Origin of the sequence: Deinococcus aquaedulcis (genome assembly GCF_019693445.1) — a bacterium.
Classification (GTDB): domain Bacteria; phylum Deinococcota; class Deinococci; order Deinococcales; family Deinococcaceae; genus Deinococcus; species Deinococcus aquaedulcis.
On sequence record NZ_JAHRBL010000001.1, the window covers coordinates 459,500 to 479,438 of the forward strand.

The following is a 19,939-nucleotide window of genomic DNA, read 5'->3' on the forward strand; positions in this document are numbered from 1 at the left end:
CGTGCTGGCCCTGCTCGCCTCGACCATAACCCTGTCCGACCCTGCTGGCGACGCGCGCGGCGACGGCGGATACGTGCTGCCCACCCGCCCCGCCATCACCCCGGACATGCTGGACCTGCGCGCCTTTTCGGCCCAGCCGCAGGGCGAGGGCATGCGCCTGACCGTCAGCTTCTCGGCTATGGGCAATCCGTGGAATGCCCCCTCGGGCCACAGCGCGGGCGTGACCGACATTTTTGTGAAAGGGCCCCTGGGGGGCCAGCAGGCGCTGGCCGACACGGGCTTGCGGGTACGCGGCCAGGGCGGCTGGGCCTACCACCTGCGGGTTTCGGGGGGTGGGGCCTCTCTGGTGCGGGCTGACAGCCAGGGCGCGCTGACCCGTCTGCCCACGCCGCAGGTGCAGGTGTCCGGCACCAGCCTGATCATTGACGCGGCGGTGCCGCCCGGCACCTACGGCTACTGGGTGACCAACAGTGTGTATACGCCGCTTTCGGCCACCGGGGTGCTGCGACCGGTGACCCAGACCGGGCCCACGCTGCTGCAGGCCGGGCGCGCCGACGCCCCCACGCCGGTGGACGTGCTGGCCCCGGCCGGGGACACGCAGGTGTACAGCGCCCTGACCCTGGCCCCGGTGGGCGAAACGCGCGACTGGGTGAGCCTGACCCTGATTGCCCTGGGGGTGGGCGGCCTGCTGCTGACGGTGGTGGCCACTGTGATCGTGTGGCGCCGGCTGGCCGGGCGGCCATGATCCGCCCCGCCCTTGGCGCGCCGCTGCTGATTCTGGCGGCGGCGGTGCTGTGGGGCCTGCTGGGGATTCTGGGCAAGCAAGCGCAGTCGGGCGGCCTGGGGCCGCTGGAGGTGGCTTTCTGGCGGGCGGTGCTGGCCGGGGGGCTGTTTACGGCGCACGCGGCCTTCACACGCGCCCGTTGGCCACGCGGGCGCGATCTGCTGGTGACGGCGGCCTTTGGGGTGGTGGGGGTGGCGGTCTTTTACGGCGCCTACCAGCTGGCGGTGCAGGCTGGGGGCGCGAGCCTCGCCAGTGTGCTGCTGTACACCGCGCCCGCCTTCGTGGCGCTGCTGGGCTGGGGGCTGCTGCGCGAGCGCCTGGGCCTGCGCGAAGGGCTGGCGATTGCGGGCACCCTGGGCGGCATTGCCCTGATCAGTCTGGGTGGGGGGCAGGGGATCACGGTCAGCGGGCCGGCGCTGGGCTGGGGCTTGACTGCAGGATTCACCTACAGCCTCTATTACCTGTACGGCAAGGCGTTTTTTACCCGCTACGACCCAGCGGCGCTGCTGGCGGTGGCCCTGCCCGTGGGCGCGCTGGCCCTGCTGCCCTTCGTGACCTTTACGGCCAAGACGCCGCCGGTGTGGGGCAGTCTGGGGGCCATTGCCGTCCTGTCCACCTATCTGGCGTATCTGGCCTACAGCGCGGGCCTGCGGCGCCTGAGCGCCACCCGCGCCAGCGTGATTGCCAGCCTGGAACCGGTGGTGGCCGCCGCCCTGGCCGCCGCACTGTTTGACGAGCGGCTGGCCGCCCTGGCCCTGCTGGGCGCCGCATTGGTCATCGGCGCCGCGCTTCTCTTAAGCTTCAGCCCCGAAGAAGCCCATCCGCAGGCCGAGTAAGAGGGGATGGGCAGAGCGCGGGTTCTGCCTGGGCTCTGGTTTCTGGGGACAGCTTCGCCTGGGCGGGAGCGTGGGATGTCCGGCCAGCTCCCGTCTGCTTGAAGTGCTCAGACGGGCAGGCCGCTGCACCTCACTCCGCAGCGGAAACGGATTTTTCCTCCGGGAGGATGGAAATAGAGATCGGTGCCGGAAGCAAAAGGGTGCCGCTCCACTTCGTTTCTCTAAGAACAGTTGAACATCTCGCGCCCCTCTTCCTACTTCTTCTCTTCCAGGGTGAAATTCCATTCGAACGAGCGGCCCCAGGGCAGTTCGGCGTCGTCCAGGGTATAGGTGTTGCCCACGCGCAGCGGAAAAAAGCCCTCGGCGGCCTGCTTCAGCGCGGCCTGCCCTTCGGGGGTGTTCAGTTGCGCTTCGGGAATCTGGGCCCGCAGCCGGGCGCGCACCTGGGCGGAATAGATCACGTCGTTGGTGAATTCGCGCGCCAGCAGGGCGTCCTGGCGAATGGGGTCGGCGCCGCGCAGGCTGAGCTTGGCGTGGGCCAGGGCCGAGCCCAGGTTGTTGCCCGGGGTGCCCCACGCGGCCAGGGCGCGCAGGTTGGCGTGCTGGCGCAGGGTGCGCAGGTCGCCCCAGAACCGGGTGTTGCCCAGGTTCACCTGCGCCACGTCAGCCACGGCCACGGGCCCCTGGCGCAGCAGCGCGCTCACCCGCAGGGCCGCCCGGCGCGGGTCGCCGCCGTTGTACACGTACAGGGTCAGGTCGGCCCGGCCGTCCACCACCGTAAACCCGGCGCCCTGGGCATGGTTCAGTGCGCTCTGGGTCAGCGGAATGCCCTCGTACTTCATGACGGCCTGCGCGGCTTTGGGGTCGCTGTATTCCAGGCGCACGGTGGCCGCTTCCGGGGCCAGGGCGCGGGCGGCCAGCATGCTCAGCACCTCGTCGGCGCCGGGGTAGACGCGCACGTTGCCCGGCGCCTCCTGGGCCAGGGCGGCCCCCTCGCCTGGGGCGGGGCTGCCGGGCAGGGCGTCGTCCCAGGTCACATGCAGTTCCTTCAGGTGGCCCTCGCGCGCCCAGTCCATCACCGCGCGCACCACCGCCAGATTGCGCGCGCGGTTGGTGGCGTCCGGCTCGCGCGGCAGGGTGATAAAGGCGTACACCGGCTGCCCGGTGCGCGCCTGCCAGGTGCGCAGGGGCGCCAGCCGCGCCAGGGCCTCCTCGGCGCTCAGGGGACTGGTGCGTGACTGCACCAGCCCGCCATAAGCCAGGGCGTCCAGCGCGGCGATCAGCGGGCCGGTGTTCGGCTGGGCCTGCAGCCACGCGCCCAGCGCTGCCGGGTCGGCCCCGGTGGTGGCGGTGCCCAGCAGCGTGGCGGGCGGCACCTGCACGTTCGCCCCGCGTAGGCCCGCCACCAGCGCGGGCAGCACCCGGGTGGCGGGGCGGGAATCCAGCGGCAGCAGGGTCTGGGCGTGGGCCGCCCCGAAGGACAGCAGCAGGGCCAGGGGCAGCAGGGCGCGCATGGCTGCCACCCTACGGGGCCCCCATGAGCGTGCCTTGCGGCTGGGGTGTGCGTGCGGCCCGCGCGGGTTCATGAGTGCCGCGCGGCGGGTGTCAGGCGGGCCCGGGGCGGCGCCGCCTCTCCGGGCCCTGCCGCCATGTCCCGCCCGGCGCAGCGTAGCCTGAGGACCATGAAGGCAGCTGACCTCTGGAGACTCGCGTGGCGGGGCCTGACCCGGCGCCGGGTGCGGACCCTGCTCACGGCGCTGGGCATCACGGTGGCCGTGGCCAGCATGGTGATTTTTCTGTCGCTGGGCGAGGGCATCCGCAAGGTGTTCGTCTCGGAACTGGGCGGGATTGGCCCGGATATTCAGGTCAGCCTCACCCCGCTGTCGCAGGGCATGTCGCTGCACCCCAACCTGCCGCAGAGCACCGTGGCTGACCTGCAACGCCTGGCGCCGGAACTGGGCATTCAGAGCGTCACCCCGGTCATCATGGCGGTGCGCGGCAGCCTGGACCCCACCCAGAGCGCGGTGCTGTATGGCCTGCCCGCCGGGGGGCAGGGTATTGCCGCCGTGTTTCCCAGTGCGGCGGTGGCCCGGGGCCGCACCCTGCAGGCGAGTGACAACGCCGGGGGCGCGGCGGTGGTGGGGGCCAAGGCCGCGCAGAACCTGCGGCTGGACCTGGGTAGTCGCCTGAATCTCAACCGCCGCTCCAGCGTGAAGGTGGTGGGCGTGCTGGCCCCTGAATCGGGGCTGGTGGACAACTTCATCTTCCTGCCGCTGGACACCCTGCAGCAGGCCGAGGGCGCCCAGGACCGCGTGTCGCTGGTGGCGGTCAAGTTGCAAAACCCCCGCGAGGCCCGGGCCGTGGCCACCCAGATTGCCCAGAAGCTGGATCTCGAAGCCGCCACCCAGTCCGATTTCCTCAGCTTCATTGAGCGCGCCCTGCGCATCAGCGACGCGGTGCGCTTCGGCATTTCCCTGATCGCCCTGATCGTGGGCGGGCTGGCGGTAGCGAACACCGTCATGATGGGCGTCTTTGAGCGCACCCGCGAATTTGCCACCCTGCGCGCCATCGGTGCCCGCCCGGCCTTTGTGCGCGCGCTGGTGCTCACCGAATCGCTGCTGCTGTCGCTGGCTGGTGGGGTCTTCGGGGTGCTGCTGGGGCTGGTGGGGATTGTGGTCGTGAACCTGTACACGCAGCAGCTGGCGGGCATTGACGCGGCGGCCCTGACCCCACGCCTGACGCTGCTGGCGCTGGGCATTTCCTTCCTGCTGGGGTTGCTCTCGGGCCTGCTGCCCGCGCGCAGTGCCAGCCGCCTGAACATCACCGAAGCGCTGGGGCGGGTCTGAGATGAGCGGAGCCCAGATGACGGTGCCTGCCTCTGCCCACCCCCTGACCCTGCGCGTACAGGACCTCTCGCGCGTGTATCCCAGCGGCGACGGGCAGGTGCAGGCCCTGGCCCCCTTCACCCACGCCTTTGCCCCCGGCCTGACAGCGGTGGTGGGCCCCTCGGGCAGTGGCAAGAGCACCCTGCTGAACCTGCTGGCGGGCTTTGATACCCCCACCACCGGGCATGTGGAGGTGGGCGGCACCAACCTCACCGCCCTGCCCGAAGCCGCCCGCGCCGATTTCCGGCTGGCGCACTACGGCTTTGTGTTCCAGAACCACAACCTTGTGGGCATTCTGAGCGCGCAGGAGAACGTGGAGTTCCCGCTGGCCCTGGCCGGGCGCCCGCCCCGCGAACGCCGGGAGCGCGCGCGCGAACTGCTGGCCCTGGTGGGCCTGGAGCGCCGCGCGGGCCACCTGCCCGGGCAGCTGTCGGGCGGCGAAGCGCAGCGGGTGGCGATTGCCCGCGCTCTGGTGGGCAACCCCGGCGTTCTGCTGGCCGACGAACCCACCGGCAACCTGGACACCCGCACCGGCGAGCGCGTGCTGGAACTGCTGCGCGGCGCGGCCGGGCAGGGGCGCACCGTGGTCCTGATCACCCACGACCGCGACATCGCCGCCCAGGCCGACCACCACCTGAACGTGCGCGACGGCGCGGTGACCCCGGGGTAAAGTCAGCGGGGCCGCAGAGCGCCTGAGGCCTGCGCCGCGTCGTTGAGCGCCTGCAGCAATGATTGGCGCCGGGCGGGCGTCAGCTGCGCCCGGACTTTGGGGGAAAAAAGCCGCTGCAGGTCGCCGGAATACAGGCTGCCGTCGCGAGGGGCCCGGAGGCGCAGCAACTGACCTGAGGCATTCAGCTCCAGCCGGTAGGGCACGACTTCCCCCGCCTGGAACGTCAGCCCGCCGCCCCTTACCTGAATCTTCGCGCAGGCAGCGTAGACACTGACGGCTGCCGGGGTGCGTTCCAATACCTGATGAACACACACGCTGTCTCCTCCGCCAAACCGGGCCCTGAACTGGTGTTCAAGGGCCACGTTCACCTGTCTGGGTGTCAGCGCCAGCGCGGCAGAGCACAGGGACAGGAACAGCGCCAGAGCGCCACCAGACCAGATGGCCCTCCCCGCCCTCTTCAGGGGGCCTGACCCACGCGGGTCTGGGCGCCGCGCAGCCACAGCACGCGGCCCCGGTCGTCCAGCAGGCGCACGACCACCTGCACCGGCTCGCCGGGTTGCAGGCCGGCCACGTTGCGGCCCCACACCGTCGCCTGGGTGCCCGCGCCGCGAATGGGCGCTTTCCACAGGCCCTCGCCGCCCACCACAAAGACGCCGTCCAGCCGCACTGGCGGCAGGGGGCTGCGCGCCGAATTCAGCTGCACGCGCACGCCAAATCCCCCGGCGCCCGCCGCCGGGGCCGCGCCCACCGTCACCATCTGGCCATTCACGTTCAGGGCTGTGGGCGCATTCAGCAGCTCGCCCACCTGCGGCGGGCTGGGCTGCACACCACAGGCGGCGAGCCACAGGCCCAGGAAGGCTGGCAACAACCGCTTCATGACCTCCAGCCTACCTGAGAACCATTGGCAAGGCGTGAACATTTAGGTGGAGGCCGGGCGGTTCACCAGACCAGATCGGGCGGGGTGACCACCCGGTCGGCGGGCTGGTCGGTGAACAGGGTGTAGGTCAGGGTGTAGGTGCCGGGAATCACGCGCGTCAGCACAATCGCGTCGCCCTCAAAGCGGGGATTGGTGTTGGCGAGGCTGGGGCCCTGCACCTGCAGCGGCCCGCGCACGGCCGGCTGCGCGCCGCCCGTGGGCAGGGGGTCGGTCAGGCGCACGTTCTCCAGCGTGCTGTCCACGGTCAGCACCAGGGTCACCTGATAGCCCTGCGCGGCGGCCTCCACACTCTTTTGCAGGCTGGCGCGCGCGCCGCCCTCCACGGTACGGGTCACGTTGGCGCCCCCGGGGTTGCGCACCCGCGCCTGCCCGGTTACGCGCAGGGCGGCCGGGTCCAGCGTGGCCTCGGCGGTGTCGGTGCGGCACACGCGCACTGGCACCTTCAGGCGCAGCGGCTGCGCGGCGCTGAATTCACCGGCCACCTCCAGCGGGTAATCGCTGGTCCAGCCGGTTGGCAGGGTCAGGTTCAGGCGGCCCGGCAGGCGGTAGGGAAAGTCCGTCTTGGCCAGGGCGGTCAGCTGCGTCACGTCGCACACGTTCAGGATGTCCGGGGCCGTGACCAGCGTGAGGTCGGTGCGCACGCGGTACTCGATGGTCACGCGGCCCGCTGCGCCGTCGCTCACGCGGCCGGGCAGGGGCGGGGTGACCGTGCTGCCGGGAATGGGCGTGGGGGTCACCGGGTAGTCGCCGGGCGCCAGGGGCACCGTGGCCGGCGTGGTCAGCGTGCGCCCCGCCACCTCAAACGGCACGCCGCTGAGGGGAAGACGCTGGCCGCCGTACAGCGCCACCGCGTCCACCTGCAACTGCCCTTCCGGCGCGCGGGCCACAAAGCGCACCTTGGTAAAGCCCGGCTGGTAGCGAACTTCGGTGGGGGAGACCATGTTGCCGGTGCCAGTGACCAGCACCGAACTGACCGGCAGATACCCCGCCGGCAGCACCGGGCGAACCACCGTGTCGCCCACCAGGGTGTACGAGGCCCCAGGAATGGGGCGGCCCTGGGGGTCCACCACTTCCACCAGCAGCTGGTTGGCGATTTTCACCGTGTCGGGCAGGGTAAACCCGCCCACGCTGGCGCGCACCGCCTGTTCACCCAACCGGAAGCTGTAACGGATGGCGTTGCTGTACTGCTTGGTGGTGGGCAGCACCCGGATGTACATCCCCCACTCGCCCACCAGCGCCGGGGTGATGGCGAAGCTGTCGGTGGCCGTCTTGCCGTTGTCGCTGGGCGTGAGGTTCACGCGGGCGCCACCGGGCTGCACTGCCCACAGTTCCGCTTCCTGGGGGCCGTCCACGTCGTAATTCAGCAGGTTCAGGGTCTTGCCCACCCAGTCGGCAGTCACGTTCAGCCGGGCGGCCAGCAGCGGCTCGGCGTCGGTGCTGCGGGCGTTCACGCTGAAATCGCTGGTTTCCAGCACAAAGGGCGCGGCCACCCGCAGGGCAAACGAGTTCTTGCCGTCGCCCCTGCTGGTGACCTTCAGGGTGTAGGTGCCCGCCGGCAGACCGCCCGCGAACAGGCCTTCCCAGGTGTGCTCGCGCCCCAGGCCGTAGCGGCGCTCGGTGACGGTGCCGCCGGGGCCGGTCAGGGTGAAGGTGGTTTCAAAGGGCTCGTTTTTCTTGTACAGCTCGTCGCCAAAGTACCCGTCGCCCCGGCGGCCGTCCACGTAGTCGGCAAGGTTAAAGCCCGGCGAGTACACCTCCAGCCCCAGCGGCCGACCGGCGTTCTGGGGCGAAACCCGGATTTCGTAGGATTCCTGGGCCTGCGGCCATTTTTCCCCCACCGACACCAGCGGCAGGATGCCGCCCGTCTGGGCGGCGGCGGCGGGGCTGAGCAGCAGGGCCCCGGCAAGAACCAGGGCGGCGGGCAGGGCGCGGGCAGAGAACAGGGTGGGCATGAGCTGCCGCCCAGCATACCGCCGGCGTCTGGCGCTCAGCTCAGGTCCCTTCGCTGCCGATCTTCAGCTCAACCAAGCAAAGCGAGCAGCGAAAAACGTGCCTCGGACCGGGAATGAAAACGCTTCGGCACTTGTCTGAAGCATTGAAAGAGGAGGGGCGAGGCCCTTAGCATTCAGCCCTGATGCGCCCTGCCCTCCCGCCCCTCCTGGCCGCCCGCGCCCGCGCCCTGCTGGGCGGCGAGGCGCTGCAGGCCAACCTCCGCGCCCTCTCGGCCCGGGCCGGCGCACCGCTGCTGCTGCCGGTCAAGGCCAATGCGTATGGGCACGGGCTAAGTGAGGTGGCCCACCTCGCTGCGCCCCACCCGAACCTCTGGGGCCTGGCGGTGGCGACCCCGCAGGAGGCAGCGGCACTGGCCGCGCTGAGGCTGGGCCGGCCCGTGGTGCTGCTGACCCCGCCCATGCCCCAGGAGGTGGCCCCCCTGGCCGACCTGGGCGTGCGCCTGCCCGTGGCTTCCCTGGCCGAAGCCGAGGCCCTGCCCAGCCACGCCCGCGCGCACCTGAAGGTGGACACCGGCATGAACCGCCTGGGTGCCCGCCCCGAAGACGCCGTGGCCGTGGGCCGCCGACTGGCCGAGCGGGGCCTGCTAGAAGGCGTGTACACCCACTTCGCCACCGCCGACGAGCCCGACCCCCGCTTTGCCCACGAGCAACTGCGCCGCTTTCAGGGGGTGCTCTCGGCCCTGCCCGAGACGCCAGCGCCGCTGCTGGTGCATGCCGCCAATGGGGGCGCGGTCCTGAGCTTCGGGGCGCTGCCGGGCATGGCCTTGGCCCGCCCCGGGCTGGCTGCCTACGGCTTTGCGCCCGCCCACCTGCACCGTGTTGTGCCCCTGACCCCGGTGATGACCTTGCAGGCCCGGATCACGCACCTGCACACGGCGCGGGCCGGCGAAACGGTCAGCTACGGCGCCCTGTGGCGCGCGGCGCAGGACACCTGGGTCGCCACCGTGGGTCTGGGCTACGGCGACGGCTATCCCCGCAATGCCACCGGGCAGGCGCAGGTGCTGGTGGCCGGCGAGCGCCGCCCGGTGCTGGGCCGCATCTGCATGGACCAGCTGATGGTGGACGTCACAGGCCTGGACGTCCAGGTGGGCGACTGGGTGACCCTGTGGACCAGCCAAGGCGTCACGGTGACGGATGTGGCGGCCTGGGGCGGCACCGTGGAATACGAGGTGCTGACCGGGGTGGGGGAACGGGTAGAGAGGGTTGTGGGCCGTGGGGTGTAGGTTGTGTGGGTTTCCTACAACCCATTCCCCACAACCTACATCCCCTTAAAAAAACCGCGTGACGTCCCGCACCACCACAAACACCATCAGCGCCATGACCAGGGCAAAGCCGGCGAGGTTAATCGCCTGCTCCTGCTGAAAGCTGAGGGGTCGGCCGCGCAGGGCGCCCACCAGCACCAGCAGAATGCGCCCGCCGTCCAGACCCGGAATGGGCAGCAGATTGAAAAACGCCAGCGAGAGATTCAGCAGGATGGCCACCTGAAGCAGCGCCCAGGGGCTGACGGCGGCGGCCCGGCTGACAATCTCGGCGGTGCCGATGGGTCCGCTCACGTTCTCGTCGCGTGAGAGGTCCAGGGTAAAGAAGCGCTGGAACAGGCCCGCAAAGGAGCGCAACACCTGCGGCACCGCCTCGGCTGTGACCTGCCAGGAGCGCACGAACGCCGTGCCCACGCCCACCGGCGCCACATCTGGGCCGTAGCGGATGCCCAGCAGCTGCCGCTGGCCGCCCTGCACCGGGCTCCAGTCGAATCGCACCTCGCGCGGCTGCCCGGCGCGCTCCACGGTGAAGGTGTGGGGGCCCGGCCGGGTCAGCACCTCGCGCAGCCCCTCCCAGCCGGCCACGGGGCGGCCCCCCACCTCGGCCGAATCGGGAATGTCGCGGCCGTTGATGGCGGTGATCACGTCGCCCGTCTGCAGGCCCAGCGCCTGGGCCCGCGAGCCGGCCACCACCTCTTCAATCCGGGCCCGGTCTGGCTGCGGCACGCCCTGGGCGCTGAAATTCACCGTCATTAGCGCCACGGCCAGCAGCAGGTTCACCAGGGGCCCAGCCAGCAGCACCGCCACCTTGCCCCAGGCAGGCAGCGCCGCAAAGCCCCGGGTGGGCTGGCGGTGACCGCCCTGGCCGTCGTCTTCCGGGGCCATGCCGTCAATCTCCACGTAGCCGCCGATGGGCAGCAGCGAGAGCCGCCACTCGGTGCCGCGCCAGAGGCGGCGCAGGAGCACCGGCCCCATACCAATGCTGAACGACTGCACGGCCACGCCCTGCCAGCGGGCCAGTGCGTAGTGCGCCAGTTCGTGAATAAAGGTGGCGGCGCTGATAATCAGCAGCGTCCACAGCAGCCCCAGCGGGGTCAGGGCGGCAGCAATGCCTTCCAGAACATTCACGCGCGCACCCCCGCCGCGCACAGTTCCCGGGCCCGCGCCCGCGCCCAGCCATCGGTGTCGGCCAGGGCCGCCCAGGTCAGGGTGCCGGCCGGCGTTTCGTCCAGCACCCGCTCGATCAGGCGTGGAATATCGAGAAAGCCAATCTGCCCGGCCAGAAAGGCGTCCACGGCCACCTCATCGGCGGCGTTCAGGGCCACAGGGCTCAGGCCCCCCGCTTCACCCGCGCGGTAGGCCAGCGCGAGGCAGGGAAAACGCCCCTGGTCCGGTGCGCTGAAGGTCCACTCGCCGCGCATCGGCCAGCCCAGATGGGGGCCCACTTCGCGCCCGCGCCGCGCGCCGTGCACGTCGCCGGGGCGGGTCATGCCGGTGGGGGCGGCGTCTATGGCATACGCAATGGGCAGCCGCATGTCGGTGGGGCCAAACTGCGCCTTCAGGCTGCCGTCCCGAAAGCGCACCGCCGCGTGAATCAGGCTCTGGGGATGAATCACCACGCCCACCTGAGACAGCGGCAGGCCATACAGGCTGGCGCACTCCATCACCTCCAGCCCCTTGTTCATCAGCGTGGCACTGTCAATGGTGACCTTCGGGCCCATGCGCCAGGAGGGGTGCCTCAGGGCCTGTTCGGGGCCCACGCCGCTCAGGTCAGCCGGGCCCTCGCGGAAGGGCCCGCCGGAGGCGGTCAGAATCACCTCGGCCACATCGGCCATGTGTTCGCCGGTCAGGCACTGAAACACGCCGGTGTGTTCCGAATCAATGGGCACCACGCGCCCGCCGCCTTTCGCCGCTGCCTCCCACATCAGATGGGCGGCCGTGACCATCGCTTCCTTGGTTGCCAGGGCCACGGCTTGCCCGGCCTCCAGCGCGGCGCGGGTGGGGGCCAGCCCAATCAGACCGCTCATGGCGTTCACCACCACGTCGGTCTCCAGCACCGCCAGCGCGCTGGGGTCGGCCACCACCGTCCGCCCGGCAAAGCGCTCGCGGGCCTGGGCATACACGGCCTCGTCCACGCTGACCACGTCCGGGCCAAATTCGCGCACCTGCTCGGCCAGCAGGTCCAGGTTCTTCCCGGCGGCCAGGGCGGTCACCCGGTAGCCCCGTTCCCGCGCGATGTCCAGTGTCTGCGTGCCGATACTGCCGGTGCTGCCCAGCACGGTGATGCGGTTGTCCTGCCCCAGCTGCGTCATTGCGGCCATGCTAGTGGAAGACCCGCCCCAAAGCTGTGGGCAAAGGCCCCGGAAACGCCAAGCGGGCGACCTCCGCAGGCCGCCCGCTCTTCTCCTGCTCCCCTCCCACGGCCCTACCGCGTAAACACGCTGATGTTCAGAAACAGATAGGTGGCGGGCACGGCGAACAGCAGGCTGTCCACCCGGTCCAGAAAGCCGCCGTGGCCGGGCAGGCTGGTGCCGCTGTCCTTGGTTTTCAGCGCGCGCTTGAGCAGGCTCTCGGCGAGGTCGCCCAATTGGCTGGCGCTGGCCACCAGAATGGAATAGAGCAGCGCCTCGAACGGTGTCCAGATGTGGGTGAGGGTGGTCAGGCCCAGCACCATCAGGAAGCTGAACAGCAGCCCCCCAATCGAGCCTTCCACCGTTTTGCCAGGGCTGACTTCCGGGGCCAGTTTGCGCCGCCCGAAAAAGTGGCCCACAAAGTACCCGCCGATATCCGCCGCGAAGGTCGCCAGCAGCGGCAGGGCAAAGTACAGCAGGCCGTCATGCCCATCCGGGCTGTAGCGCAGCAGCAGGAAATAGCCCAGCAGCCACGGGATGTACAGCAGCCCGAAAATGGAGTACACAATGCGCTCCAGGGGCCGCTCGCCGGGGCGGATCACCTCCACCACCAGAAAGTAGCCAATCGCCACCGTCAGCACTGCTTCGCGCCACGAGCCCCCGGGCCAGGGCGTTCCGGGCCACATGGGCAGGCTGGCCACCAGCAGCGCGGCGGCAAAGACCCCCAGGCTCATGCGCCGCACGTCGATGTCGTTGCGGTCCAGCATGCGGATGTACTCGCGTAGCGCCATGACCGCCACCACGATCAAGGCGGGCAGCAGCGCCCCCCAGCCGATCCACACGACCACGCTGAGAATGACAAACCCCACCACGCTGGTGAGGATGCGGCTGCTCAGCGACTCCATGCTGCCCCTCTCAGAAGGGATGTGGGCTGTGGGTTGTCGGTGGTGAGCACGGCCCCACCCCCCACAACCCACCCCCCACGACCGGCGCGCAGCGCCTTCACCCGAGGATTTCCTGCTCCTTCTTCTGGAAGGTGGTGTCTACCTTGGCCACGAACTCGTCGGTGAGTTTCTGCACCTCGCCCTCGCCGCGCTTGATGTCGTCGTCGCCCATGCCCTCGACCTTCTTCACTTCATCCAGCGCGTGCTTGCGGATGTTGCGAATGGCAATGCGGGCGTCCTCGGCGTAGTTCTTGGCGTTCTTGACCAGGTCCTTGCGGCGCTCCTCGGTCAGCATGGGCAGCGAGATAAAGATGGTGTCGCCCTTGTTGTTGGGGTTCAGGCCCAGGTCGCTGTCGCGGATCGCCTTTTCAATGGGGTTCAGCGCGCCCCGGTCCCAGGGCGTGATGACCAGCGTGCGGGCGTCGGGGGTGGTGATGCTGGCGACCTGATCAATGGGCATGGTGGAGCCGTAGTAGTCCACCAGCACCTTTTTCAGAATGCCGGGGTTGGCGCGGCCCGTGCGCAGCACCGAGAGGTTGTTTTCCAGCGCTTCAATCGCCTTGCCCATCTTCTCGCGGGCGTCGGCCTGGATGGATTTCATGTCAGCCATGGGAAAGTCTCCTTACGGGGAAGTGGGGTCAGTGTAAAGGATGGGGAGGCGGCAGGCAGGAGGCGGGGCGCGGTGAAAGGCATGGTGGCTGCCTTGCAGGTGAGCGTGATAGCCAGCCCCCCTGTCATCCCGCGCACCGCTCCTCGCACCCCGCTGCCTAACTCTGAATCAGCGTGCCCACGCGCTCGCCCTGCAGCAGGCGGCGCAGGTTGCCTTCCTGGAACAGGTCGAACACCACGATGGGCAGGCCCCGGTCCATGCACAGGGTCAGGGCGGTGGCGTCCATCACTTCCAGGCGCTGCTCCACCACCTGCAGGTGCGTGGCCTGGGCAATGAACTTGGCGTCCGGGTTCTTGCGCGGGTCGCTGTCGTACACGCCGTCCACCTTGTTTTTCGCCATCAGCACCACCTGGGCCCCAATTTCCAGCGCGCGCAGGGTGCTGGTGGTGTCGGTGGTGAAAAAGGGCGCGCCGTTGCCGCCGCCAAAAATCACCACGCGCTCCTTTTCCAGGTGCCGGATGGCGCGGCGGCGGATATAGGGCTCGGCCACCGCCGCCATCTGAATGGCGCTCATCACGCGCGTGGGCCGGCCGGCCGTTTCCATGGCGTCTTGCAGGGCCATCGCGTTCATGACGGTGCCCAGCATGCCGATGTAATCGGCGGTGGCCGGGTCCATGCCCTTGCCGTTGCGCTCGCCGCGCCAGAAGTTGCCGCCGCCAATCACGATGGCCAGCTCGACCCCCGTGCCGTCCAGCGCCGCCGTGATGCGCCGGGCCAGCGCCGCAGTGGTTTCAGGGCTGATGCCAAAACCGGATTCGCCAGCCAGAAATTCGCCTGACAGCTTGAGTAAGACGCGCTTGAACATGTGTACCTCGCTCGGGGGCGTGAACAGAAATCCGGCAGCCAGGACACGCGGCTGCCGGAGAAACGTACAGAAAAAGAGGCCGCGTCAGGAAAAAGGCCCCTTCTCAGGGGCCCTGTTCAGATTTACGCGCCGATCTCGAAGCGCACGAAGCGCTTGACCTTGGCGTCGCCCAGGTACTTGGCAACGGTCAGGCTGTTGTCCTTCACGAAGGCCTGCTCGGGCAGCACCTTCTCGGAGTAGAACTTGCCGATCTGGCCCTCGACGATCTTCTCGACGATCTGCTGGGGCTTGCCCTCGTTCAGCGCCTTGTTCGTGAGGATTTCGCGCTCTTTCTCGATGTCGCTGCTGTTCACTTCGTCGCGGGTCAGGAACTGCGGGCGCTCGGCGGCCACGTGCAGGGCCACGTCCTTGGCCTTGGTGTCGTCGCCGCCTTCCACGTCCACCAGCACGCCAATCTTGCCGTTGCTGTGCACGTAGCCGGCCACGGTGCTGCCTTCCAGGTAGGCCACGCGGTTCAGGACGATGTTCTCGCCGATCTTACCGGCGGTCGCGGCGACCAGGGTGGCGACAGTCTCGCCGTTCACGCTGAAGTTCTTGAATTCTTCGAGGTCGCTCGTCTTGGCGTCCAGCGCGGCCTGGGCCAGCTGCTCCACCACGGCCTGGAAGTCGCTGTTGCGGGCGACGAAGTCGGTTTCGCTGTTCACTTCCACGATGGCGGCGCGGTTGCCGTCCACCTTGAAGCGCACGATGCCTTCCTTGGCTTCGCGGTCACCCTTCTTCACGGCCTTGGCAATGCCGCGCTCGCGCAGCAGGGCAATGGCCTTGTCTTCGTCGTTGCCGGCGTCGGCCAGGGCCTTTTTCACGTCCATCATGCCTGCGCCCGTCAGTTCACGGAGTTTCTTGATCGATTCCAGCATGGGTATCCCTCCTGGGAAAGAAAGTGAAGCGGCTTTGGTGCGGCTTGAAAAAGGGGCGGTCCGGGCAAAGCACCTTCGCCGGACGCAGCCCCCTTCCGGCCTCTGTTTAGGCTTCGATGCTCTCGGTGTCTTCGGTCTGCTCGGCGCCGCCCTCGGCCGCGCCCACATCTTCGCCGCCGCCGCGCGCTTCGACCAGCAGGTCGCCGATGCGGTGGGTGATCAGCTGGATGGAACGGATGGCGTCGTCGTTGCCGGGCACGATGTAGTCAATGACATCCGGGTCAGAGTCCGTGTCAGCCAGGGCGATCACGGGGATGCCCAGACGGTTGGCTTCCTGCACGGCGATAACTTCCTTGGTGGGGTCCACCACGAAGATCGCGTCGGGCAGGCGGCTCATCTTGCGGATGCCGCCCACGAAGCGCTGCAGGCGCTCGCGCTCGGCGGCCAGCTTGATGCGCTCGGCCTTCAGGCGGTCATTGACGCGGCCGGACTCGAACATATCGTCGAGTTCGTTCAGGCGATCAATGCGGGTGCGCATGGTCTTGAAGTTGGTGAGCATGCCGCCCAGCCAGCGGCTGGTCACGAAGGGCATGCCGGTGCGGCGGGCTTCCAGTTCCACGATTTCCTGGGCCTGCTTCTTGGTGCCCACGAACAGGATGACGCCGCCGCGCTCGGCGAGGTCCTTGATGAAGTCGAAGGAGCGGTCCACCTGCTTGAGGGTTTTCTGCAGGTCGATGATGAAAATGCCGTTGCGCTCGGCGAAGATGAAACGCTTGAACTTGGGGTTCCAGCGCTTGGTTTCGTGGCCGAAGTGCACGCCCGCTTCCAGCAGCTGCTTCATGGAGATGTACGACATGGAAACTCCTGAGCGTTGAGTGGGAAAAAGTTTGCCGTCCGCGTGCCAGCCCCGCGTTCAGGGGCCAGGCCCAGGCGCGACGCTCGAGCGCGCACAGGCAGGGTCACGGGGGCACCCAAACGGAGAGTATAGACCAATTTCACAGCGCGGGGGAGAGGCGCAGGGCTTCCTGGGCGACCTCCAGTGTCTGCCGGGCCATGTCGGTCTGATCTTCTTCCGTATGCCACGCCGCCGATAAGCCCGCGTAGGCCGCCACCCAGGCCAGCAGGCGGGCGTGGTCCAGCCCCGCAGCGGCGGCAAGCACGCCCGCCTGCCGCGCCAGTCGCCCGGGCTGCGTTGCCACCTCCAGCGAGGGGTTGCACAGCATGTTGGCGAAATCAAAGGTTCGCTCGCCAATCAACCCCTTGGGATCGATCACCAGCCAGCCGCGTTCTGCGCTGTGCAGGACATTGCCGTGATGCAGGTCGCCATGCAGGGGGCGCACGTCCCGGGGCGAGGCCAGCAGGGTCTGGGCCACCCGCCAGCACTGCGCGAACAGATCGCTCTGCGTGGAAGCGTCAAAAAGGGCCTCAAACCACCAGTCCAGAGGAAGAAGTTGGCGTGGCGGATCAGGGCGGGGGAGATGCACCTGCGCGGCGGCCTGACACAGAATCCGGCTGGCGTCATCGTCTTGGCCTGCCGCTACCATCGCCATCAGGTCGTGTGCGCCTTCAACCCGTTCCAGCACAACCGCGCGCCTACCCTGGCGGTACACCTGCGCGGCGCCCACGCCGCCTAGCCACACCATCAGGAGGTTTCCGCGCCGCTCTTCCTCGCTCCTGGCCACTTTCAGCATGGCTTTTCTGCCCTGCCAGCGTACCGGGCACAGGTCGCTGCTGTGGGTGGCAAAGGGCTCGCCGTCCGGTTCCAGACCCCAACGTCGGATATAGGTCTGTGCCCTCATCCCCTCAGTCTGCACCTTCCGGCGGACGCCACTGCCGCTTCAGGCCGTACACTGGCGCCTTATGGACTGGTTGTACGCCATTGTGTATGGGATCGTCGAGGGAATCACTGAATTCCTGCCCATCAGTTCCACCGGGCACCTGATCCTGACGGGCAACCTGATGGGCGTGCCCTGGACCAAGGAGGTCAAGGACGCCTTTGAGGTGGTGATTCAGGGCGGCGCCATTCTGAGCGTGCTGGTGTACTACTGGCGCGACTTTCTGAAGATCCGGCATGTGGGCAGTGACCCGACCCAGCGCACCCTGTGGCTGGGGGTACTGGTGGCGTGTATTCCGGCGGTGGTGCTGGGCCTGCTGTTTGGCGACGCCATCAAGGCGTTCCTGTTTCGCCCCAGCGTGGTGGCCTGGGCCCTGATCGTGGGCGGCGTGCTGATGTGGCTCATCGAAAGCCGCAAGGTGACGCCGAACGTAGACGCCATTGAAAAGATCGGCGTGAAGCGCTCGTTCCTGATCGGCGCGCTGCAGTGCCTCGCGCTGCTGTGGCCGGGGTTCTCGCGCAGCGCCAGTTCCATCCTGGGCGGCATGGTGCTGGGCCTGGACCGCGCCACCGCCACCAAGTTCAGCTTTTACCTGGGCGTGCCCACCCTGGGCGGCGCCGCCCTGCTGAACCTGATTCAGGAGCGCGAACTGATTTTCCGTGAGATTGGCCTCGCCAACGTGCTGCTGGGCGCCGGGGTCAGCTTCGTCACCGCCTACCTTGCTATTGGCTGGCTGCTGAAGTTCGTCTCCACCAACACCTTCAAGGGCTTCGCGGTCTACCGCGTGGTGGTGGGCGCCTTGATTCTGGTGCTGATCGCCACAGGCGTGATGACCAACGGCAATCTGGCCTGAGCAAAGAGGGGGCCGCTTTCGGGCTCAACGAGTGGGTTGACAGAGATGAGGCGTGGGGGTGTTGATCCTCGGAAGGCCCACCCGCTCTGAGGGCGCTCCCAAGACCACTGCGCCCCACCACAACCCAAGCCGGCGGGCTTGCCCAGGCGGCGCAGGGAATGAGCGAGCCCCCTGCGCCGCTGCGCTTTCGGTGTTCGGCAGCGGAACAAAGAAGTTCGCTGCCGGGTTTGGGGTGTGGACACTTTGCCCGGTCCTTGGTCTGCTCCCCGACTCGCCTAAGCCCATCTGCCAGAATGCCCCGGTGGCGTCCCCCACCCTTTACCGCCCCTTCCTCAGTGGCGTCTACGCTGTCTCGGCTGGACTGTATCGCCTGGGGGCGCAGGCCATCCCCTGGCTGGACCCCCCCGCGCCCGAGCACCACACCTTCGCCTTCGATGACACGTATGCCTCGTTTATCGCCAGCAAGGCGGCGGCCCATCGCCGGGCGGCCTGGGAATACATGGGCGAGGCGGCTCTGGGTCCAGACCTGCGCGAAGTGGCGCTGACCCACGTGGCCCGTACCCTGGCGGCCGACAGCGGGGGGCAGGTGACCTGGGACGGCCGGACCCTGCGCAACATGGCCCTGGGCTGGCAGGCCACGCTGAACCTGCGCTGGAACGCCGTGGAGGACCTGCAGCGTTTTGGCGCCCCCAACGCCGCGCTGGTCCACGACCTGACCCCCCTGCACGCCCTGGACTTTCTGGGCCTGAATGCCCCCGAGGACCTTGCCCTGATCGCCCGCGACCCGGCAGGCGGGCGCGACTGGCTGGCGGCCACCCATGTCCTGAGCCCGCAGCACTGGGACCCGCGCGACAAGCTGGGGCGCGACTTCGTGGCGGTGCATACCCCGGTGGCGGGCAGCGGGCCCATGAACGCCACCGCCCCCAAACTGGTGGACGCGGTGATCGGGCGCGGGCCCTTCGTGCGCTTTGCCTGGGGCATCAGCATGACTGACCGCCTGGACCACCACCCCGCTGCCCCTGCCGACGCCGACCGTGCCCCGGACACCACCTTTGACCCGGACGCCGCGTTTCTGCGCGTGGAGCGCCAGACCCTGACTGGCTTTCCGGCCGCCCACGGCGCGCTGTTTACCATCCGGCCCTATACATATCCGCTGCACAGGGCCGTTGAAACCCCTGCCCAGGCCTGCGCGCTGGTGGCGGCGCTGCGCAGCATGACCCCTGAACAGGTGGTCTACAAAGGATTAACCCAGGTGCTGCCTGGGCTGCTGACGTGGCTGGACGAGCGCCTTCTAGACTGAACCGTATGAGGTCTGTCCGTTCGCGGCTTTTCCTGCTGGCCCCCCTGCTGCTGGCCGGGTGGCTGGTGGCCTGCGAGCCTGCGCCGGCCCAGACGACGGCCGAACCAACCACTCCTGAGCAGACCAGTCGTGGGCAGAGGGGCCGCGAGGCGCCGGCCAGCTCCGTACCCACCGCCCGCGATCCAGTCAGTGGCCTGCCGTGGATCACGCGGGCGGCCCTGCCTCCCGAAGGCCGGCAGGTGCTGGCCCGCATTGCCCAGGGCGGTCCTTTTCCGTACCGCAAGGACGGCGCGGCGTTCGGCAACCGCGAGCGGCTGCTTCCCCGGCAGCCGGGCGGCCACTACCGCGAATACACCGTGCCCACCCCCGGCGAAACCGACCGGGGCGCGCGGCGCATCGTGTGTGGTGGCGTGCCCGTGACCCGCACTGCCGAGTGCTATTACACCGCCGACCACTACGCCAGTTTCCGGAGGATTGCGCCATGATTCAGGTGTTCAATGAACCGCCCCAGGGTCTGCAGGCCGCGCCCCACGAGCCCCGCATTCTGGCGGCCGGCCACCAGATCGGGGTGCGGGAGATCAAGTTTGGTGAAGTGCACGACAAGGGCGGCCTGATGCTGGCCCTGGGCGCGGGGCTGGCCCTGCCCGGCGCCTTTGGCCGCAACTGGGACGCCCTGTACGACGTGCTGACCGACCCTGACCGCACGCCGCCCCGGCTGGCCCTGCTGCTGTGCGATTACGCCGACTTCCGCCGCCGCCATCCCCACCTCAGCCAGGAACTGGAAGCCACGCTGCTGGATGCCCAGCGCAGCGCCGCTGGGCAGGACCGGGCCCTGTGGCTGCTGCTGGAAGAACCGGAGAGTGACCCCACAGCGTGGTAGT

At 69.0% G+C, this 19,939-nt stretch carries 21 protein-coding genes; 9 read left to right on the plus strand and 12 right to left on the minus strand.

The annotated features are described in order from the left end of the window. The first annotated feature begins 1 nt into the window (after nt 1). Together KMW22_RS02125 and KMW22_RS02130 are read left to right on the plus strand one after the other, a co-directional pair. The gene (locus KMW22_RS02125; RefSeq protein WP_328774558.1) at nt 2-745 is read left to right on the plus strand and encodes a glucodextranase DOMON-like domain-containing protein; all 744 of its coding nucleotides are present in this window, start codon (nt 2-4) and stop codon (nt 743-745) included. After that, on the plus strand, nt 742-1,620 hold the full coding sequence (locus KMW22_RS02130) for a DMT family transporter (protein ID WP_221088347.1): 879 nt from the start codon (nt 742-744) through the stop codon (nt 1,618-1,620). The genes KMW22_RS02125 and KMW22_RS02130 overlap by 4 nt, the downstream gene beginning before the upstream one ends. Nucleotides 1,621-1,874: 254 nt before the next feature. Here the strand turns inward: KMW22_RS02130 and KMW22_RS02135 are convergent, their stop codons facing one another. Further along, complete coding sequence (locus tag KMW22_RS02135) at nt 1,875-3,134, minus strand: DUF4127 family protein (protein WP_221088348.1); 1,260 nt, start codon at nt 3,132-3,134, stop codon at nt 1,875-1,877. Nucleotides 3,135-3,302: 168 nt separating this feature from the next. Here KMW22_RS02135 and KMW22_RS02140 point away from each other — a divergent pair, with 168 nt between their 5' ends. Continuing rightward, nucleotides 3,303-4,466 carry an ABC transporter permease gene (locus KMW22_RS02140; RefSeq protein ID WP_221088349.1) on the plus strand — a complete coding sequence of 388 codons (1,164 nt, stop codon included), beginning with the start codon at nt 3,303-3,305 and terminating at the stop codon, nt 4,464-4,466. A 16-nt stretch (nt 4,467-4,482) separates the two neighbouring features. Then, on the plus strand, nt 4,483-5,175 hold the full coding sequence (locus KMW22_RS02145; protein WP_221088350.1) for an ABC transporter ATP-binding protein: 693 nt from the start codon (nt 4,483-4,485) through the stop codon (nt 5,173-5,175). Between the two features lie 2 nt (nt 5,176-5,177). Here KMW22_RS02145 and KMW22_RS02150 read toward each other — a convergent pair whose 3' ends face one another. The 3 genes from KMW22_RS02150 to KMW22_RS02160 all read right to left on the minus strand — a co-directional run bounded on the left by KMW22_RS02150 (nt 5,178) and on the right by KMW22_RS02160 (nt 8,064). After that, the gene (locus KMW22_RS02150) at nt 5,178-5,537 is read right to left on the minus strand and encodes a hypothetical protein (RefSeq protein ID WP_221088351.1); all 360 of its coding nucleotides are present in this window, start codon (nt 5,535-5,537) and stop codon (nt 5,178-5,180) included. Between the two features lie 95 nt (nt 5,538-5,632). Beyond that, a complete protein-coding gene (locus KMW22_RS02155; protein WP_221088352.1) occupies nt 5,633-6,052 on the minus strand; it encodes a hypothetical protein in 420 nt (139 codons plus the stop codon). Between the two features lie 62 nt (nt 6,053-6,114). Continuing rightward, nucleotides 6,115-8,064: a hypothetical protein gene (locus KMW22_RS02160; protein ID WP_221088353.1), complete on the minus strand. Its 1,950-nt coding sequence runs from the start codon at nt 8,062-8,064 to the stop codon at nt 6,115-6,117. A 182-nt stretch (nt 8,065-8,246) separates the two neighbouring features. Between KMW22_RS02160 and alr the strand changes: the two genes are divergently transcribed. Beyond that, nucleotides 8,247-9,347 (plus strand): alanine racemase, encoded by a 1,101-nt coding sequence (gene alr / locus KMW22_RS02165; protein ID WP_221088354.1) that lies wholly within the window; start codon nt 8,247-8,249, stop codon nt 9,345-9,347. Nucleotides 9,348-9,392: 45 nt separating this feature from the next. Here alr and KMW22_RS02170 read toward each other — a convergent pair whose 3' ends face one another. The 8 genes from KMW22_RS02170 to KMW22_RS02205 form a co-directional block, all read right to left on the minus strand. Next, nucleotides 9,393-10,511: a M50 family metallopeptidase gene (locus tag KMW22_RS02170; protein WP_221088355.1), complete on the minus strand. Its 1,119-nt coding sequence runs from the start codon at nt 10,509-10,511 to the stop codon at nt 9,393-9,395. Continuing rightward, nucleotides 10,508-11,695: a 1-deoxy-D-xylulose-5-phosphate reductoisomerase gene (gene dxr / locus KMW22_RS02175; RefSeq protein ID WP_221088356.1), complete on the minus strand. Its 1,188-nt coding sequence runs from the start codon at nt 11,693-11,695 to the stop codon at nt 10,508-10,510. The genes KMW22_RS02170 and dxr overlap by 4 nt, the downstream gene beginning before the upstream one ends. Nucleotides 11,696-11,808: 113 nt before the next feature. After that, complete coding sequence (locus tag KMW22_RS02180; RefSeq protein WP_221088357.1) at nt 11,809-12,639, minus strand: phosphatidate cytidylyltransferase; 831 nt, start codon at nt 12,637-12,639, stop codon at nt 11,809-11,811. Nucleotides 12,640-12,736: 97 nt separating this feature from the next. Then, a complete protein-coding gene (gene frr, locus KMW22_RS02185; protein ID WP_221088358.1) occupies nt 12,737-13,288 on the minus strand; it encodes a ribosome recycling factor in 552 nt (183 codons plus the stop codon). A gap of 157 nt (nt 13,289-13,445) precedes the next feature. Next, nucleotides 13,446-14,153 (minus strand): UMP kinase, encoded by a 708-nt coding sequence (gene pyrH, locus KMW22_RS02190; protein WP_221088359.1) that lies wholly within the window; start codon nt 14,151-14,153, stop codon nt 13,446-13,448. 122 nt (nt 14,154-14,275) lie between these two features. After that, nucleotides 14,276-15,070, minus strand: a complete 795-nt coding sequence (gene tsf, locus KMW22_RS02195) for a translation elongation factor Ts (RefSeq protein ID WP_221088360.1) — start codon at nt 15,068-15,070, stop codon at nt 14,276-14,278. A 106-nt stretch (nt 15,071-15,176) separates the two neighbouring features. Next, nucleotides 15,177-15,926, minus strand: coding sequence for a 30S ribosomal protein S2 (gene rpsB / locus KMW22_RS02200; RefSeq protein WP_221088361.1), 750 nt, complete (start codon nt 15,924-15,926; stop codon nt 15,177-15,179). 139 nt (nt 15,927-16,065) lie between these two features. Beyond that, entirely contained in the window at nt 16,066-16,869 is an 804-nt protein-coding gene (locus KMW22_RS02205) for an aminoglycoside phosphotransferase family protein (RefSeq protein ID WP_221088362.1), read from the minus strand. 61 nt (nt 16,870-16,930) lie between these two features. Here KMW22_RS02205 and KMW22_RS02210 point away from each other — a divergent pair, with 61 nt between their 5' ends. The 4 genes from KMW22_RS02210 to KMW22_RS02225 all read left to right on the plus strand — a co-directional run bounded on the left by KMW22_RS02210 (nt 16,931) and on the right by KMW22_RS02225 (nt 19,938). Beyond that, nucleotides 16,931-17,758, plus strand: a complete 828-nt coding sequence (locus tag KMW22_RS02210) for an undecaprenyl-diphosphate phosphatase (protein WP_221088363.1) — start codon at nt 16,931-16,933, stop codon at nt 17,756-17,758. Between the two features lie 301 nt (nt 17,759-18,059). Further along, a complete protein-coding gene (locus KMW22_RS02215) occupies nt 18,060-19,058 on the plus strand; it encodes a heme-dependent oxidative N-demethylase subunit alpha family protein (RefSeq protein ID WP_221088364.1) in 999 nt (332 codons plus the stop codon). 5 nt (nt 19,059-19,063) lie between these two features. After that, nucleotides 19,064-19,543 carry a ribonuclease domain-containing protein gene (locus KMW22_RS02220; RefSeq protein WP_221088365.1) on the plus strand — a complete coding sequence of 160 codons (480 nt, stop codon included), beginning with the start codon at nt 19,064-19,066 and terminating at the stop codon, nt 19,541-19,543. Continuing rightward, on the plus strand, nt 19,540-19,938 hold the full coding sequence (locus tag KMW22_RS02225; RefSeq protein ID WP_221088366.1) for a barstar family protein: 399 nt from the start codon (nt 19,540-19,542) through the stop codon (nt 19,936-19,938). The genes KMW22_RS02220 and KMW22_RS02225 overlap by 4 nt, the downstream gene beginning before the upstream one ends. The last annotated feature ends 1 nt before the right edge of the window (nt 19,939 follow it).

Excerpts from the sequence above, each read along its gene's own strand:
- KMW22_RS02160 (WP_221088353.1), bottom strand. The coding sequence starts at position 8,064 with ATGCCCACCCTGTTCTCTGCCCGCGCCCTGCCCGCCGCCCTGGTTCTT.
- KMW22_RS02225 (WP_221088366.1), top strand. The coding sequence starts at position 19,540 with ATGATTCAGGTGTTCAATGAACCGCCCCAGGGTCTGCAGGCCGCGCCC.
- KMW22_RS02135 (WP_221088348.1), bottom strand. The coding sequence starts at position 3,134 with ATGCGCGCCCTGCTGCCCCTGGCCCTGCTGCTGTCCTTCGGGGCGGCC.
- KMW22_RS02130 (WP_221088347.1), top strand. The coding sequence starts at position 742 with ATGATCCGCCCCGCCCTTGGCGCGCCGCTGCTGATTCTGGCGGCGGCG.
- tsf (WP_221088360.1), bottom strand. The coding sequence starts at position 15,070 with ATGCTGGAATCGATCAAGAAACTCCGTGAACTGACGGGCGCAGGCATG.
- KMW22_RS02205 (WP_221088362.1), bottom strand. The coding sequence starts at position 16,869 with ATGAGGGCACAGACCTATATCCGACGTTGGGGTCTGGAACCGGACGGC.
- frr (WP_221088358.1), bottom strand. The coding sequence starts at position 13,288 with ATGGCTGACATGAAATCCATCCAGGCCGACGCCCGCGAGAAGATGGGC.
- rpsB (WP_221088361.1), bottom strand. The coding sequence starts at position 15,926 with ATGTCGTACATCTCCATGAAGCAGCTGCTGGAAGCGGGCGTGCACTTC.
- alr (WP_221088354.1), top strand. The coding sequence starts at position 8,247 with ATGCGCCCTGCCCTCCCGCCCCTCCTGGCCGCCCGCGCCCGCGCCCTG.
- KMW22_RS02220 (WP_221088365.1), top strand. The coding sequence starts at position 19,064 with ATGAGGTCTGTCCGTTCGCGGCTTTTCCTGCTGGCCCCCCTGCTGCTG.
- KMW22_RS02155 (WP_221088352.1), bottom strand. The coding sequence starts at position 6,052 with ATGAAGCGGTTGTTGCCAGCCTTCCTGGGCCTGTGGCTCGCCGCCTGT.
- KMW22_RS02210 (WP_221088363.1), top strand. The coding sequence starts at position 16,931 with ATGGACTGGTTGTACGCCATTGTGTATGGGATCGTCGAGGGAATCACT.
- KMW22_RS02180 (WP_221088357.1), bottom strand. The coding sequence starts at position 12,639 with ATGGAGTCGCTGAGCAGCCGCATCCTCACCAGCGTGGTGGGGTTTGTC.
- dxr (WP_221088356.1), bottom strand. The coding sequence starts at position 11,695 with ATGACGCAGCTGGGGCAGGACAACCGCATCACCGTGCTGGGCAGCACC.
- pyrH (WP_221088359.1), bottom strand. The coding sequence starts at position 14,153 with ATGTTCAAGCGCGTCTTACTCAAGCTGTCAGGCGAATTTCTGGCTGGC.
- KMW22_RS02140 (WP_221088349.1), top strand. The coding sequence starts at position 3,303 with ATGAAGGCAGCTGACCTCTGGAGACTCGCGTGGCGGGGCCTGACCCGG.
- KMW22_RS02145 (WP_221088350.1), top strand. The coding sequence starts at position 4,483 with ATGACGGTGCCTGCCTCTGCCCACCCCCTGACCCTGCGCGTACAGGAC.